The sequence below is a fragment of the Xanthobacter sp. DMC12 genome (assembly GCF_056314105.1).
In genome coordinates, this window is record NZ_JBQUYZ010000003.1 from 197,509 (window position 1) to 212,902 (window position 15,394).

At 67.5% G+C, this 15,394-nt stretch carries 13 protein-coding genes; 8 read left to right on the plus strand and 5 right to left on the minus strand.

All coding sequences use genetic code 11. The features are described 5' to 3' along the window. Positions 1-19: 19 nt before the first annotated feature. On the plus strand, positions 20-1,231 hold the full coding sequence (locus tag ACT535_RS14055; protein ID WP_476364862.1) for an amino acid ABC transporter substrate-binding protein: 1,212 nt from the start codon (positions 20-22) through the stop codon (positions 1,229-1,231). Next, positions 1,228-2,202 (plus strand): amidohydrolase family protein, encoded by a 975-nt coding sequence (locus tag ACT535_RS14060; RefSeq protein ID WP_476364863.1) that lies wholly within the window; start codon positions 1,228-1,230, stop codon positions 2,200-2,202. Before ACT535_RS14055 ends, ACT535_RS14060 begins: the two co-directional genes overlap by 4 nt. An 11-nt stretch (positions 2,203-2,213) precedes the next feature. Here ACT535_RS14060 and ACT535_RS14065 read toward each other — a convergent pair whose 3' ends face one another. Genes ACT535_RS14065 through ACT535_RS14080 form a run of 4 tightly spaced genes read right to left on the minus strand, consistent with a single transcriptional unit; the run spans position 2,214 to position 5,824 of the window. Continuing rightward, positions 2,214-3,179: a DMT family transporter gene (locus ACT535_RS14065; RefSeq protein WP_476364864.1), complete on the minus strand. Its 966-nt coding sequence runs from the start codon at positions 3,177-3,179 to the stop codon at positions 2,214-2,216. Next, on the minus strand, positions 3,160-4,011 hold the full coding sequence (locus ACT535_RS14070) for an ABC transporter permease (RefSeq protein WP_476364865.1): 852 nt from the start codon (positions 4,009-4,011) through the stop codon (positions 3,160-3,162). The genes ACT535_RS14065 and ACT535_RS14070 overlap by 20 nt, the downstream gene beginning before the upstream one ends. Further along, positions 4,008-4,787 (minus strand): ABC transporter ATP-binding protein, encoded by a 780-nt coding sequence (locus tag ACT535_RS14075; RefSeq protein WP_476328040.1) that lies wholly within the window; start codon positions 4,785-4,787, stop codon positions 4,008-4,010. The genes ACT535_RS14070 and ACT535_RS14075 overlap by 4 nt, the downstream gene beginning before the upstream one ends. Before the next feature lie 35 nt (positions 4,788-4,822). After that, positions 4,823-5,824 (minus strand): ABC transporter substrate-binding protein, encoded by a 1,002-nt coding sequence (locus tag ACT535_RS14080; protein ID WP_476364866.1) that lies wholly within the window; start codon positions 5,822-5,824, stop codon positions 4,823-4,825. A 162-nt stretch (positions 5,825-5,986) separates the two neighbouring features. Here ACT535_RS14080 and ACT535_RS14085 point away from each other — a divergent pair, with 162 nt between their 5' ends. Genes ACT535_RS14085 through ACT535_RS14110 form a run of 6 tightly spaced genes read left to right on the plus strand, consistent with a single transcriptional unit; the run spans position 5,987 to position 13,987 of the window. Beyond that, positions 5,987-8,080, plus strand: coding sequence for a hydantoinase/oxoprolinase family protein (locus tag ACT535_RS14085; RefSeq protein WP_476364867.1), 2,094 nt, complete (start codon positions 5,987-5,989; stop codon positions 8,078-8,080). A gap of 12 nt (positions 8,081-8,092) precedes the next feature. Then, a complete protein-coding gene (locus ACT535_RS14090; protein ID WP_476364868.1) occupies positions 8,093-9,835 on the plus strand; it encodes a hydantoinase B/oxoprolinase family protein in 1,743 nt (580 codons plus the stop codon). Next, positions 9,832-10,695, plus strand: a complete 864-nt coding sequence (locus tag ACT535_RS14095; protein WP_476364869.1) for a sugar phosphate isomerase/epimerase family protein — start codon at positions 9,832-9,834, stop codon at positions 10,693-10,695. Before ACT535_RS14090 ends, ACT535_RS14095 begins: the two co-directional genes overlap by 4 nt. A 55-nt stretch (positions 10,696-10,750) precedes the next feature. Continuing rightward, entirely contained in the window at positions 10,751-11,485 is a 735-nt protein-coding gene (locus ACT535_RS14100) for a TetR family transcriptional regulator (protein ID WP_476328050.1), read from the plus strand. A gap of 54 nt (positions 11,486-11,539) precedes the next feature. After that, positions 11,540-12,625 carry a phosphotransferase gene (locus ACT535_RS14105; RefSeq protein WP_476364870.1) on the plus strand — a complete coding sequence of 362 codons (1,086 nt, stop codon included), beginning with the start codon at positions 11,540-11,542 and terminating at the stop codon, positions 12,623-12,625. Between the two features lie 15 nt (positions 12,626-12,640). Next, entirely contained in the window at positions 12,641-13,987 is a 1,347-nt protein-coding gene (locus tag ACT535_RS14110; RefSeq protein WP_476364871.1) for an aspartate aminotransferase family protein, read from the plus strand. 45 nt (positions 13,988-14,032) lie between these two features. Here the strand turns inward: ACT535_RS14110 and aptA are convergent, their stop codons facing one another. Then, positions 14,033-15,367: an omega-aminotransferase AptA gene (gene aptA / locus ACT535_RS14115; RefSeq protein ID WP_476364872.1), complete on the minus strand. Its 1,335-nt coding sequence runs from the start codon at positions 15,365-15,367 to the stop codon at positions 14,033-14,035. Positions 15,368-15,394 lie beyond the last annotated feature (27 nt).

The following is a 15,394-nucleotide window of genomic DNA, read 5'->3' on the forward strand; positions in this document are numbered from 1 at the left end:
GACCAGCAGGAGCGAGATGATGCACAGACGAACTCTGGTGAAGAGTGTGGCCGCCCTCGGCCTCGCCACCCTTCTGGGCGCGGGCACGGCCGCGGCACAGGAGAAGATCAAGATCGGTGCCGCCGTCAGCCTCACGGGCAACTTCGCCCGCGAGGGGCATTTGCTGAAGAACGGCTATGCCTATTGGGAAAAGCTGGTGAATGACGCCGGCGGCATCAAGGTCGGCGACAAGAAGATGCCCGTCGAGGTCATCTATTACGACGACGAAAGCAAGCCGCAGACCTCCGCCCGCCTTACCGAGAAGCTCATCACCGAGGACGGCGTGGGCTTCATCCTCGGCCCCTACTCCTCCGGCATCGCCACCGCCACGGCGGCGATCAGCGAGAAGTACAAGGTCATCACCATGACGCCCATGGCGACGGCCGACAGCCTCTATCAGCGCGGCTACAAATACATCTTCTGTCCCGCGCCGCTGGCCTCGACCACGCTCGACCCCATGCTGGCGCTGCTGAAGACGGTGAAGGACCCGCCCAAGACCATCGCCATCGCCGGCCCCGACGACCTCTTCCCCAACGTGTTCGCCGGCGCCGCGCAGAAGAAGGCCGAGGCCGAGGGCCTGAAGGTGGTCTATTCCACCAAGTATCCCAAGGGCTCGGCCGACCTCTCCTCCGTCGCCACCGCGCTGAAGGAGAGCAATCCGGACGTGCTGATCCTCACCGGATACGTCCAGGATTCCATCCTGCTCATCAAGACGCTACAGACGCTGAAGGTGAACCCGAAGCTCATCGGCTTCGCCTTCGCGGTGGGTATCCCCGACTTCCTCAACGCTCTCGGCCCGGCGGCGGAAGACCTGTTCGGCGTGCAGATCTGGGATCCGGCCCTCACCTACAAGGGTCCGGTGGTCGCCGACAGCGCGGCCTATGTGGACGGCTTCAAGAAGCAGTTCGGCGGCGAGGTGCCCACCTACATCACCGCCGCCGGCACGGCGGGCGCGCTGTCGCTCCAGCTCGCCATCGAGAAGGCCGGCAGCATCGATCCGGTGAAGGTGCGCGAGGCCATGCTCCAGCTCGACACCGACACCTTCTTCGGCCCGGTGAAGTACAACGATGCCGGCGTGGACGTGAAGGCCTCCGCCGTGGTCGCGCAGGTGCAGGGCGGCAAGGCGGTGCCGGTCTATCCCGCGGCCATCGCGGCGGCGCCGGTTGTCTATCCGCGCAAGCCCTTCCCGTGATCGTCGACGTTCACGCCCATGCCCTCTCGCGCGATTTCCTCGGCGAACTCGCGCGGGAGGGCGCCTTCGGCATCGAGACCTGTCCCGAAGGCTTCCGCTTCGCCGGTTACGGCCCCCTCGATCCGCTGCTGTTCGACACGGCGGGTCGGCTCGAAAGCCTGACGCGGCGCGACATCGGCCTCCAGCTCGTCTCGCCGCCGCCGCGCGTGGTCTCCCACGCCGGATGGGCGGCGGACGGCGCGTTCGCGCGGCGGCTGAATGCGCAGACGCTCGCCGCTGCGCGGGAGGGCGGGAAGCGGCTCGGCGGCCTCGCCGTGCCGCCCATCGCCGAGCCGGAGCGCTGCGCGGACGCCATCCGCCGCGCGCTGGACGAGGGCCATATGGGCGTCGCGCTGCCCACCTCGGCGGCTGGGCGCCCGCTGGATGATCCGGCCTTTGAGGCCATGTGGGCGGAGTGCGCGCGGCAGGGCTGCGTCGTCTTCATGCACCCCACCTCCGGGGTGGACCGGCCTGCGTTCGGCAGCTTCACCATGCTTCAGCTCGTGGGCTGGCCGTCAGAGACGGCGCTGTGCGTGGCCCGCCTCATCTTCTCCGGAGTGCTGGAGCGCCATCCGGGATTGAAGCTGGTGCTGGCCCATGGCGGCGGCACGCTGCCTATGCTCGTGGGCCGGCTGGACCTCGCCTATGAGGCGCCGCTCTATGAGGCGAACCCGGCGTGCCGGGCGCACATCAGCCGGCCGCCCTCGCATTACCTCGGCCAGCTCTATTACGACACGGTGGTGGCGCACCCGACCGTGCTGGACTTCCTGCTGCAGCTTGTCGGCCCCGAGCGCGTGGTCTTCGGCACCGACTTCCCGTTCGAGATCGGCGATGCGGAAGGCGTAAAAGCCCTCGCCGCGCTGGAGCGGCAGAGCGCAGAGGTGCGCGACCGCGTGCTCTCCAATGGCGCACGTCTCATGGGTCTCGCATAAGACCGCCGGGCCTAAGGGCCCGGCGCCGCCTTCGCAGGTCCCGCTCCCGCCTGGGTGGAGATCCAGAGGCCGGCGAGGATGGCTGCGCCGCCGACCATCTGCAGCGGCGTGATCGTCTCGCCTAGGAGCGTCGCGGAAAGTGCGACCGTCGCCAGAGGCGAAAAATAGAGGAACGGGCCGGCGCGCGCCGCGCCCACCCGTGCGGCGCCGTAGATCCAGAACAGGTTGCCGAGCAGCGTCGGGCCGGCCGCGATATAGAGCACCGTCAAGGTCACGGGCTCCACCTTGAGCCCGCTGGTGAAAGGATCCTGCCCGCCGAGACAGAGGAACACCGCGTAGACGGGGCAGAAGACCAGCACGAAGCCGGCGAGCGCGGTCAGCGCCGTGAGGCTCAGGGCCGAAATGCCGATGGGGTTCTGCCCGAGGCTGTAGGTGTAGAAGGCGAACAGCACCGCCGCTGTGATCGAGCAGAGATTTCCCGCGCCAAAATGAAAGCCCGCGAAACCCGCGGGCAGCCCCTTCATCAGCACCAGCGTGACCCCCGCCATCGCAATGAGGATGCCGACGATCTGTGCGAGGCGGGGCCGCGCGCGCCCGACGAAGGTGGCGATCAAAAGCACCCAGATGGGCGTCGTCGCATTCAGGAGGCCGACCTCCAGCGCCGGGCTCAGATAGGCGCCGGCATAGAGGCTCACCGAGAAGAGGCCGACACCCACCAGCCCCAGCAGTGCGATGCGACCAGCGTTGCGGCGGATCGCGCGGCGCTCGCGCAGCAGACCGGGCAGCGCGATGGGCAGCAGCAGGACGAGAGCGATCGCCCAGCGCCAGAACACCAGCGAGGGCAGCGGCAGGGCGTCGTGGATCGCCCGCGCCGCCGCGTGGTTGCTGCCCCACAGGAGGGCCGTGGCCAGAAGGGCGAGGATGGCGGAAAGGGGTGCCTTTCCCTGCGCCCCCACCTCAGTGACCGGAGCCGCCACCGCCGCGCTGCGACACGTGCCAGGGCAGCAGCAGGCGCTCGCACGCCTCGACCACGAAGAACAGCGCCGTACCGAGGAGGCCGAGCAGCATGAGGCAGACGAACACGCGCGGCGTGTCGAACTGTCCCTGCGCGGTGAGGATGGCGAAGCCCAGGCCTTCGGAGCCGGCCACGAACTCGCCCACGATGGCGCCCACCAGCGCGAAGGAGATCGCCACCTTCAGGCCCGCGAAGATGCTCGGCAGGGCATTGGGAAAGCGGATCTTGCGCAGGATGTCGAAGGACGAGGCGCGGCTGGCGCGCGCAAGGTTCACCATGTCCGGATCCACCGACCTCAGGCCCAGCACCGCGTCGATGACCACGGAGAACAGCGCGAGCATGAGCGCGATGGCGATCTTGGGCTCGACGCCGGTGCCCATCCAGATCACGAACAGCGGCGCCAGCGCCACCTTCGGCACGCTGTTGAGCGCGACGAGGAGCGTATAGACCGTACGCTCGATGAATTTGGAATGGACGATGCCCACGGCCAGCGCCAGCCCCAGCACCACGGCGAGGCCGAAGCCCGCGAGGGTGGTGTAGAGCGTGAAGGCCGACATCTGGAGGAAATAGCCCGGCGAGAGCAGGAACTCCTGCCAGATCACGCTCGGTGCTGGCAGGATGATGGGCGCCGGCTTGAAGATATAGACCGCCGCCTCCCACGCGATGAGCACGGCGACGAGCAGGCCCACCACCATGCCCGCCTCCACCAGCGAGGTGGGCAGACGCTGGGGCATGGGCGGATCGAGGGTCTCGGTGGCGCTATCGCCGGAGGTGCCGTTCCCGGAGGCGATCATGGGGCATCGTCCTTCAGCACGCCGAGGCTGGCGAAGAGGTGGCGGACATGGGCGACATAACGGCCGAACTCGGCGCTCTCGCGCATGGCGAGATGCCGGGGCCGGGGCAGGTCGATGTCGATGATCTCGACGATCCGGCCCGGGTTGCGGTCCATCATGACGACCCGGTCGGAGAGGAAGATGGCTTCCGTAATGCCGTGGGTCACGAACACCACGGTCTTGCGCGTGTCCTGCCAGATGCGCGCAAGCTCGAGATTGAGATCGTCGCGCGTCATGGCGTCCAGGGCGCCGAACGGCTCGTCCATGAGCAGGAGCTTGGGGTCGCAGAGCAAGGCCCGGCAGATGGCCGCGCGCTGGCGCATGCCGCCGGAGAGTTCCCAGGGATGGCGGCTCTCGAATCCGCCGAGACCGAAGCGCCCGAGCAGCGCCAGCGCGCGCTCCCGCACCGCCGGACCCTTGAGCCCGGCGAACTCTGCGGTGATGAGCACGTTGTCGAGGATGGTGCGCCAGTCCAGCAGCACGTCGCGCTGGAAGACGATGCCCATGTTCTGGGGCGGCCCCTTGAGGGCTTGACCGTCCACGGAGATCGTCCCGGCGCTCGCGTCCTCCAGCCCCGCGATGCACTTGAGCAGCGTGGACTTCCCGCAGCCGCTCGGCCCGAGGATGGAGACGAACTCCCCCTCCTTGACCTCAAGGCCGATGCCTTTCAGCGCAGTGACCGGTCCGCGGGGGGAGCCGTACGTCTTGCGGACGCCGGAGATCGAGAGATAGGCCATCGTCGTGGCATCCGTCCTCGAGGCGACGTGGGCGTTCACTGAATGAACTCGTTGGTGAAGTAGGTGGCGGGGTCCGTGCCGGGCTTGATCGCGCCCGCGTCCACCGCCGACTTCGCCGCCTTGGCCCAGTCGTCCGGCGACTGGTAGCCGATGGGCTTGCCCTTGGTGTTGGGCGTGTCGAAGAAATCGATGGTGAGCTTGATCTGGTCGGCCAGCACCTTCTTGTCCAGCTTGGCGTTGGGGCGCTGCTTGATGATGGCGTCGGCCGCCTCGTCGATGTGGCCGTCGCGGATATAGGCCCACGCCTTCTGCTGCACCTCGACCAGCTTCTTCAGCGCCTCCTTGCGGCCTTCGATGGTCTTCTCGGTGGCGATGAGGCCGTAGCTCGGAAAGGTGATGCCCACATCTTCGGCAAGGATGGCCTTGGAGGGACGGTTGGCAGCGGCGACGGGAATGGCGGAGGGCTCGGTGGACATGAGGCCATCGGCCCGCTTGGCGGTGTAGGTGCCCCACACGGCGGCCGGGTCCACGAACATCACATTGACCGTGGTGCGGTCGAGGCCGCCCTGCTTCAGCCAGTAGTCGATGAAGGGCGCCCAGGGGCTCGCGGCGAAGACCACGAGGCTCTTGCCCTTGAAGTCGGCGACCTTGGCGATGGGCGAATCCTGGTCGACGAGGACCGCGAGGTCGGTCCTCTTGTCGAAGCCGGCGAACGCCTTGGCGGTGGAGCCGTTCTCGCGCGCCTGCGGCAGGAGGCCGACCTGGATCTGGCCGACGTCCACCTGCCCGGCGTTCACCAATTGGAGCGTGTTGCCGGAGCCGCGGCCGTCCTGGATGTCCACGTCGAGGCCGGCATCCTTGAACCACCCCTTTTCCTTGGCGAGATGCATGCCCGCATGCACGCCCCAGGGCGAGAAATCGAGACGGATCGTCATCTTCTCCTCCGCCGCGGCGGGGCCGGCGGCGAGCGGGCCAGCCAGCAGAGCGGCGGCGGCGACGGCCCGGACGAGGCGGGCGGCGATGGACGTCGTTTTCATTATTGCGATCCCCTCTTCGGCATCGAAATGAGACTATATGGTCCAATACGTCATGCAAGAGGATTTATGCACCAGTCGCAGCAAATGGTTTGTGCAGTTCATGTCTTGACGGGGATATCGATCCTAACTAACCATTCAGTCCAATAACTCAGGAGATATGTCGTGGGGACACTCACCGGCCTGGAGCGCGCCGCGACCGGCGCGCGCATCGGCGTCGATATTGGCGGCACCTTCACGGATCTCGTGCTCGCGGATGGACGCGGCGCGGTGTTCCATCGCAAGGTCGCCTCGACCCCCGCGGCACCCGAGGAAGCGGTTCTGGAGGGCGTCGCCGCGATCATCGCCGATGCCCGGCTGACGCCAGGCGACGTGGCGGAGGTGGTGCACGGCACCACCGTCGGCTCCAACACTTTGCTGCAGAAGGTGGGAGCGCCCACCGGCCTCATCACCACCAAGGGTTTTCGCGACGTGCTGGAGATCGGCCGGCTGCGCACGCCGTCCATGTTCGACCTCCAGTGGGAAAAGCCGGTTCCGCTCGTCGCCCGCCGCTACCGCAAGGAAGTGGCCGAGCGCATCGCCGCCGATGGCACCATCCTCGTGCCGCTGGACGAGGCGGCGGTGCTGGAAGCCGCGCAGGAGCTGGTGGATGCGGGCATCACGTCCTTCGCCGTCTGCTTCCTCAACAGCTATCGCAATCCCGCGCACGAGCAGCGCGCCGCGACCCTGATCGCCGGGCATTTCCCGCAGGTGCGCGTCACAAGCTCCATCTCGGTGCTGCCCGAGGCCAAGGAATACGAGCGCACCAGCACCACCGTGGTGAACGCTTATGTGCGGCCGGTGCTCGAAGCCTATCTTACCCGGCTGGAGCGCGGCCTTGCCGATGCCGGCATCGACGCGCCGCTCCTCGTCTGCAATTCCAACGGCGCCCTCGCCTCCTCCGGCACGGCCCGGGAAAAGCCGGTCTTCTTCATCTCCTCCGGCCGGGCCGCCGGCGTGGTGGGCGGCTCGCGCCTCGGCGAAGCGTTGGATATCAAGGATCTCGTGGTATTCGACATGGGCGGCACCACCGCCTCCGCCTCGCTCGTCCAGAACGGCGAGCTGACGCGAGTGAGCGAATACGAGTTCCGCGCCGGCATCTCCACGCCCAGCCGCTTCATCAAGGCCGGCGGATACATGATGAGCGTGCCCACGGTGGACGTGGCCGAGGTGGGCTCGGGCGCCGGCTCCATCGCCTATGTGGACCAGGGCGGGCTGATGCGCGTCGGCCCGGTCTCGGCCGGTGCCGACCCGGGTCCCGCCTGCTACGGCATCGGCGGCTCGCGCCCCACGGTGACTGACGCCAATCTTCTGCTCGGATACCTGCCCGCCCAGCTCGCCGGCGGCTCCCGCGCGCTCTCGGTGGAAGCGGCCCGCGCCGCCATCGCCCGCGACCTCGCCGACCCGTTCGGCCTGACGCCGGAGGATGCCGCCTGCGGCGTGCGCGACGTGGTGAACGCCAATATGGCCCGCGCCATCCGCGCGGTGACGGTGGAGCGCGGCGTCGATCCGCGCGACTTCACTTTGGTCGCCATCGGAGGCTCCGGCCCGGTGCATGCGGCGGACATCGCCCGCCTCCTCTCCATGCCCCGCGTGCTGGTCCCGGCCTCGCCCGGCGTGTTCACCGCCATGGGCATGCTGGCGGGCGATGTGGAGCGCTATTTCATCCGCCCCTTCGCGGTGAAGCTCGCCGATTTCCAGCCGTCCGAGGCAGAGACGGCCTTCGCCGCGCTGGAAGCCGATGCCCGCGCCGCCCTTGCCGGCGAGGACGTGGCCGAGCACCTGATGAGCGTGACCCGCGAGGTGGACATGCGCTTCCGCGGTCAGGAAATGTCGCTCTCCGTGCCCTATCTGGCGGACCGGGACGCGCTGCACGCGGCGTTCAAGGCGGCCTATGAGGCCATCTACAGCTACTCCTCCTCCGACACCATCGAGGTGGTGAGCCTCCGCGTGATCGGCCGCGGCCTCCGGCCCGGCAAGATCGACTTCCGCGCCGCCCATGCCCGTGGCGAAGGTTCGAGCGCGCCGGAGAGCATCCGCAAGGTCTATTACGGCGCGGAGCAGGGCCACATCGAGACGCCGGTCTATGTGCGCACCCGCTGCCCGGCGCGCGTCGTCGGCCCCGCCGTCATCGAGGGGGCGGACAGCACCGTCGTGGTGCCCCCCGGCGCCACCGCCGAGGCCGACGCCCACGCCAATCTCCTGATCACCCTCGCCTGACGGGATCGCGCCATGCTCGACCAGACCGAAAAGACCATCGATCCCGTCACCTTCGCGGTGCTCAAGAGCGCGTTTGAATCCATCGTGGACGACATGGCCTACACGGTCATGCGCACCGCCCGCTCGCCCATCGTGCGCGACGTGCTCGATTATTCAGCCACCATGTGCGACGCGCAGGGGCGCATCCTCGCCCAGGCCAAGACGGTGGCGCTGCATCTCGGCGCCGTGCCGGACGCCATGGAGGCGATCCAGCGCCACTATGGGGACGACCTCAACCCCGGCGACGTCATCATCCTCAACGACCCCTATGACGGCGGAATGCACCTGCCGGACATCTTCATGTTCAAGCCCATCTTCGATGGCGCGCAGCACATCGGCTATGCCGTGGTGATCTGCCACCATTGCGACGTGGGCGGCCGGGTGCCGGGCTCGAACGCCTCGGATTCCACCGAGATCTTCCAGGAAGGCCTGCGCATTCCCCCCCTGAAGCTGTTCGACAAGGGCGTGCGCAACAAGACCCTGTTCGACATCATCGCGAAGAACGTGCGCCTGCCCGATCTGGTCATCGGCGACCTTGAGGCGCAGCTTGCCACCTGTGCCCTTGGCGAGCGCGAGTTCCTGCGCCTCACCGAGAAATACGGCATTCCGCTGGTGGAAAAATTCCTCGCCGAATTCCTCGATTATGGCGAGCGCCTCGTGCGCAAGGCCTTCGCCACATGGCCAGACGGCACCTATGCCTTCACCGATTACATTGACGGCGACGGTTTCGACGAGAGCGAGATTCCGATCCACGTCACCATCACGGTCAAGGGCGACCACATTGGCGTGGATTTCGAAGGCTCGGCGCCGCAGGTGAAGGGGGCGATCAATTCCACGCTCTCCTTCGTCAAGTCGGCCACCTACCTCGCCGTGCGCTGCGTGCTGGACCCCGATGTGCCGAACAATGCCGGGCTCTATCGCTGCGTCGATGTGAGCGCGCCCAAGGGCAGCGTGCTCAATCCCGAATTCCCCGCCCCCGTCGCCGCCCGCGCCCTGACCGGCTACCGGGTGGTGGACACGGTGCTCGGCGCCCTCGCCGCCATCGTGCCCGAGCGGGTGTGCGCGGCCGGCGAAGGCGGCAACACGGTGGTCTGCCTCGGCGGCTATGACACCGAGACGCGCGAGCCCTTCATCGTGGTGGACATGATCAACGGCGCCCTCGGCGCGCGGGCGACGCGGGACGGCATCGACGCGGTGACGAACCCCTCGCAGAACATGTCGAACATGCCGGTGGAGATCATGGAGGCGACCTACCCGCTCATGATCGAGGAATACGCCCTGCGCGACGATTCCTGCGGCGCCGGCAGGACGCGGGGCGGCCTTGGCGTCGTCCGCCAGTATCGCCTTCTCGCCGACGAGGCGGTGATGCAGCTGCGCGCGGACCGCTATGCCCATGCGCCCTATGGCCTGTTCGGCGGCAAGCCAGGCGCGCTTTCGCGCAACCTCCTCTCCGAGGCCGGGAATTTCGAGCTTCTGGCGAGCAAGGTCACCCGCAACGTGAGCAAGGGAACAGTCATCCGCCACGAGCAGGCAGGCGGCGGCGGCTATGGCGATCCGCTGACGCGCCCGCCGGAAGCCGTGCTGGAGGATGTGCTGGACGGCAAGATCAGCCCCGCCTATGCCCGCGACGGCTTCGGCGTGCTGGTGGTGAACGGCGCCGTCGATGCCCACGCGACGGCGGCGCTGCGCAGTGCCATGGCGGGGAACGGATCATGAGCATTGTGCCCGGCGATTTCTCCCGCTTTGCCATCAACCAGATCACCACGCCCGCCCTCTCTCTCGCCGAGGCGGTGGACACCTACGCCCGCCATGGCGCGCGCGGCATCGGCGTCTGGAACCAGTATCTGGATGGCATCGCGTCGGCTGCGGCCGGGCGGATGATCCGCGACGCGGGCCTGTTCGTGCCGTGCCTGTGCACGACCGCGTGGGTGAACCTCGCCGATCCTCTCGCCCGTGCGGCAGCCATCGACGAGAACCGCCGGCGGCTCGACGCCGCGCACGATCTGGGCGCGGCCTGCCTCGTCGTGGTGCCCGGCGGCCTCGCCACCGGCGAGAAGGACATCGGCGCCGCCCGCAACCGGGTGGCGGATGCGCTGGCCGAGCTTCTGCCCCATGCCCGGGCGGCGGGCGTCGCCCTCGGTCTCGAACCGCTGCATCCCATGTTCGCGGCCGACCGCTCCTGCCTCAACACCTTCCGCCACTGCCTCGATCTGGTCGAGGCCATGGGCGCGGGCACCGGCATCGTGGCCGACGTGTACCATTGCTGGTGGGACCCGGACTTCGCGGCGGGCCTGAAGGCGGCGGGAGCGGCGCGCATCCTCACCTTCCATCTGTGCGACTGGCTGGTGCCGACGCGCGATGTCTATCAGGACCGGGGCATGGTGGGCGACGGCGTGATCGACATCGCCTTCTATCGCCGTCTCCTGGACGCGCTTGAATATGACGGCCCGTTCGAGATCGAAATCTTCTCGAAGCTCGACTGGTGGACCCGCGATGCCGCCGAGACGACGCGCATCAGCCTGGAACGGTGCGAGCCCTTCGTCGCACCGCGCCCTGGCGCCACAGTTTGCGGTTGACGGAAGCGGTGCCGCGCATCCTCATGGGATCATGGTCGAAAAGGACGTATCGGTTGTGAGCGAGAAACCCCGCAAGCGTGATTCCATCGGCACGCAGGACAAGATCCTCGCGGCTGCGCAGATGGAGTTTGCCCGGCGGGGGTACGATGGCGCCCGGGTGGATGCCATCATCGCCCGCGCCAAGATCAGCAAGAACCTGCTCTATCATCACTTCACCTCCAAGGAAGAGCTGTATGTGAAGGTGCTGGAGCGCACCTACGAGGCCATGCGCCGCCGGCAGGAGGAAATCCCCCTCACCGGCCTCGAGCCCGTGGCGGCCATCCGCCGCCTGTGTGACGCGACCTTCCAGACCTTCATCGAGGAACCCGAGGTCATCGTGATGATGAACTCGGAGAACATCCATCGCGGGCGCCACGTGGCCAAGTCGCCGATCATCCGCCAGCTCTACAGCCGCCTCGCCGGCACTGTGGACGCCATCCTGCGGGAGGGCGAGCGCAAGGGCGTGTTCCGGCCGGGCGTGGACGCCATTGATCTTTACATCTCCATCTCGGCGATGGGCTATTTCTACATCTCCAACCGCTTCACCCTGTCGATGATCTTTGACCGCGACCTGATGCGCCCGGATTTTCTGGAGCAGCACCGGGCGACCATCATCGACATGACCCTCGCCTATCTCACCGAGGGCGCGCCCAATCGGGAAGCCGCCCGCGCCGAGGCCCCGGAACGCACGTCGCCCGATGCGGAACCTGCCGCTCCCGGCCGAAGGAAGCGCGTGATCGCCAAGGTCTGACATCGCCCTGCCGATGCGGCCGCGCGCCCTCCTGTCCCGAGGAAAAGACACCGAATGCCGACCCCGCCTGTCCCCGCATCCACCTCCCTCCTCATGGCCGGAGGGCTGGCCACCGCCTTCCGCTCCATTCCGCCGGACGAAGCGGTCGCGGTGCTCACCCGTCATTTCAGCCTGTCCGGGACTTTGACGCGGCTCGACACGGAGAAGGACGACACCTTCCTGGTCAGCGGTGCGCAGGGCCGTCACATCGCCAAATTCTCCAATCCCGACGAAGACCCGCGCGAGATCTCGCTCCAGGCCGAACTGCTGGACCACGTGGCGAAGGCGGATCCCCTGCTGCCGGTGCCCCGGGTGGTGCGGACGGCGGCGGGCGAGGCCTTCCTCTCCCACGAGGACAGCCATGGGCAGGTGCGGCTCGTGCGGGTGCTGACCTATCTCGACGGCACGCCGCTCGACCGGATCGAGGCGACGGGCGAGGAGCGCGAGAAGCTGGGGGCGAGCCTCGCCCGCCTGCGGCTGGCCATGGCCCGCTTCTCCCACCCTCATGACACCCGCGAGATCGCCTGGGACGTGCAGCACCTGCCCAAGCTCGCCTTCCTCATGGAGCGCATCGCGGACAGGGACCGCCGCCGCCAGCTCGAACGCGGGCTCGATCGCTTTCGCGCGCTGCAAGGCCGGCTCGCGGCCTGCCGCACACAGGTGCTGCACAATGATTTCAGCCGCTCCAACGTGGTGGTGGATCGCGCGCGGCCGCACTTCATCTCCGGCATCATCGATTTCGGCGACGTGGTGCGCACCGCCATCGTCATCGACCTGTCCACCGCCCTTCTCAACCAGCTCAGCCCGGTGGGATCGGATGCCATGTTCGATGCCGGGCGCGATCTTCTGCGCGGCTACCTCAGCGTCGCCGACCTGACGCAGGACGAACTGCTGCTTCTGCCCCACATGGTCATGGCCCGCGTCATCGCCCGCGCCCTCATCACCACCTGGCGGGCGGAACAGTTTCCCGACAATGCGACCTACATCCTGCGCAACACGCACCAGAGCTGGTCGCAGCTCGACCATTTCCTCAGCGGCTCCGTCGAGGAAGTCAGCGAGACCTTCCTCGCCGTCCGTCCCCGCTTTCAGTCCGCCCTGTGAAGGAGGCGTTTCGTCATGACCGAGGTGAAGGAACGCAAGATCAACGTCGGGATGGTGAATGGCTTCGATCCGTCCACCCTCTCCGCCCTCGATCCCGCGACGCAGGACAGGATCGTGCGCCGGCAGGCACTGCTCGGGCCGGCCTACCGCCTCATGTACGCCCACCCGGTGGAGATCAGCCGCGCCAAGGGCACCCGCCTGTGGGATAGCGCCGGCAACGAATATCTCGACGCCTACAACAATGTCGTGTCCGTGGGCCACTGCCACCCGCGCGTGGTCGAGGCGGTGCATGAGCAGATGCAGACGCTGTGTACCCACACGCGCTATCTGCAGGACGGGATTCTGGACTTCGCGGAAGAGATCGTCCCGACCTTCGGCGATCCCATCCGCCACATCATGTTCACCTGCACCGGGTCCGAGGCCAACGACCTCGCGCTGCGGATCGCCATGCACCACACCGGGCGCAAGGGCATCGTCATCACGTCCGAGGCCTATACCGGCAATTCCTTTCTCACCGCCGGCCTGTCGCCCTCGCTCGGGAAGAAGTCGCCGCTGGGTGAATGGGTGCGGCGGATTCCGGGGCCGGATTCCTACCGCATGGCCCCTGCGGAGATCGCGGCGACGCTCATCCGCCAGTTGAAATACGAGATCGAGGAACTGGAGCGGCGGGGCGAGGGGCTGGCCGCCTTCATCGCCGATTCCCTGTTCTCGTCCGACGGCATCTATGCCGATCCCACCGACATTCTCGGCCCCATCGCCGAGGTGGTGCGGGCGGCAGGCGGCGTGGTGATCGCCGACGAGGTGCAGGCCGGCTTCGGCCGCTCCGGCGACCGGCTCTGGGGCTTCCAGCGCCACGGCCTTCAGCCGGATATCGTCACCATGGGCAAGCCCATGGGCAACGGCTTCCCCGTCGCCGCCGTGGCGGTGGCACCCCACGTCATCGAGCGCTTCGGCAATGAGATGCGTTATTTCAACACCTTCGGCGGCAACACGGTCGCCATCGCCGCCGCGCGGGCGACCTTCGATGTGCTGAAGTCGGAAGGGTTGCAGGAGAATGCCGCCCGCATCGGACGGATGATCCAGGATGGCATCCGGGAGATCGCCAGCTCCGACGAGCGGATCGGCGATATCAGGGGGGCGGGGCTCTATATCGGCGTCGAGTTCGTGAAGGACCGCGCCACCAAGGAGCCGGATTCCGCCACAGCCCTCGCCGTGGTGGATGGGCTGCGCCAGCGCCGGGTGCTGATCTCGGCGACCGGATATCACGCCAACACGCTGAAGATCCGCCCGCCGCTTGTCTTCTCGGCGGCGGATGCAGACCGCCTTCTCACCACCCTGGCGGAGACGCTGAAGGCCGTTTGACCGGACCAGCCGCCGCAAGGGTTTTGCGGCGGCGGCCTTCCAGCATCAAGCGGTGGTTTTCAGCGTGTCGGCGATCATCGAGACGAGAGTGTCGATCTGCTCCTTCTCGATGATCAGGGGCGGCGACAGGGCGATGATGTCGCCGGTGACGCGGATGAGGAGCCCCTTGCGGAAGCACTCGACGAAGACGTCATAGGCCCGTGCGCCCGGTGCGCCGTCGCGCGAGCGAAGCTCGATGGCGCCGACGAGGCCGAGGTTGCGGATATCCGCCACGTGCGGCAGCCCCTTGAGGCCGTGCAGGGCCTCCTGCCAGTATTCGGCAAGCGCCGCCCCGCGGGTCAGAAGCCCCTCCTCGGCATAGATGCCCAGCGTCGCGAGACCGGCCGCGCAGGCCACCGGATGGCCGGAATAGGTGTAGCCGTGGAACAGCTCGATCTGGTTCTCCGGGCCGGTCATGAGGCCATCGTGAACCTTGCGCGAGGCGAAGACGGCGCCCATGGGGATGGCACCGTTGGTGAGGCCCTTCGCAGTGGTGACGAGATCGGGCGTGACGCCGAAATAGTCGGTCGCGAACGGCGTGCCGAGGCGGCCGAATCCGGTGATGACCTCATCGAAGATCAGCAGGATGCCGTACTTGTCGGCAATGGCCCGCAGGCGCTCCAGATAGCCCTTCGGCGGCAGGATGACGCCGGCCGAGCCGGCCATGGGCTCCACGATGACAGCGGCGATGGTCTCGGCGCCATGCAGCGCGACCAGCCGCTCCAGATCCTCGGCCAGTTCGATGCCATGGGCCGGCAGCCCCTTGGAAAAGGCGTTGCGCTCGGTGTCGAGCGTATGGCGCATATGGTCGGCGGGGATCTGCGGGAAAACTCGTCGGTTGTTGACGAGGCCGCCCACCGAGATGCCGCCGAACCCGACGCCATGATAGCCCTTCTCCCGGCCAATGACGCGGGTGCGGGTGCCCTGCCCGATCGCCCGCTGATAGGCGATGGCGATCTTCAAAGCCGTATCCACCGATTCAGAACCTGACCCGGTGAAGAACACCCGGTCAAGACCGCCGTCTTTCCCGCCCGGCGCAATGGCGGCGAGCTTTTCGGCGAACTGGAAAACAACGGGGTGGCCCATCTGGAAGGTGGGCGCGAAATCGAGCTCGCCCAGCTGGCGCGCGACGGCCTCCGTGATCTCGGTGCGGCCATGGCCGGCATTGACGCACCAGAGCCCGGAGGTGCCGTCCAGAACCGTGTTGCCGTCGATGTCGGTGTAATACATGCCCTTCGCACCAGCCAGGAGCCGGGGGGCGGCCTTGAACTGGCGATTGGCGGTGAACGGCATCCAGAAATTGTCGAGACTGGGCTGGTTGGACCGGACGTGAAGGGTCATGCCGTTCTCCTCTTGGCTGCCCTCCCA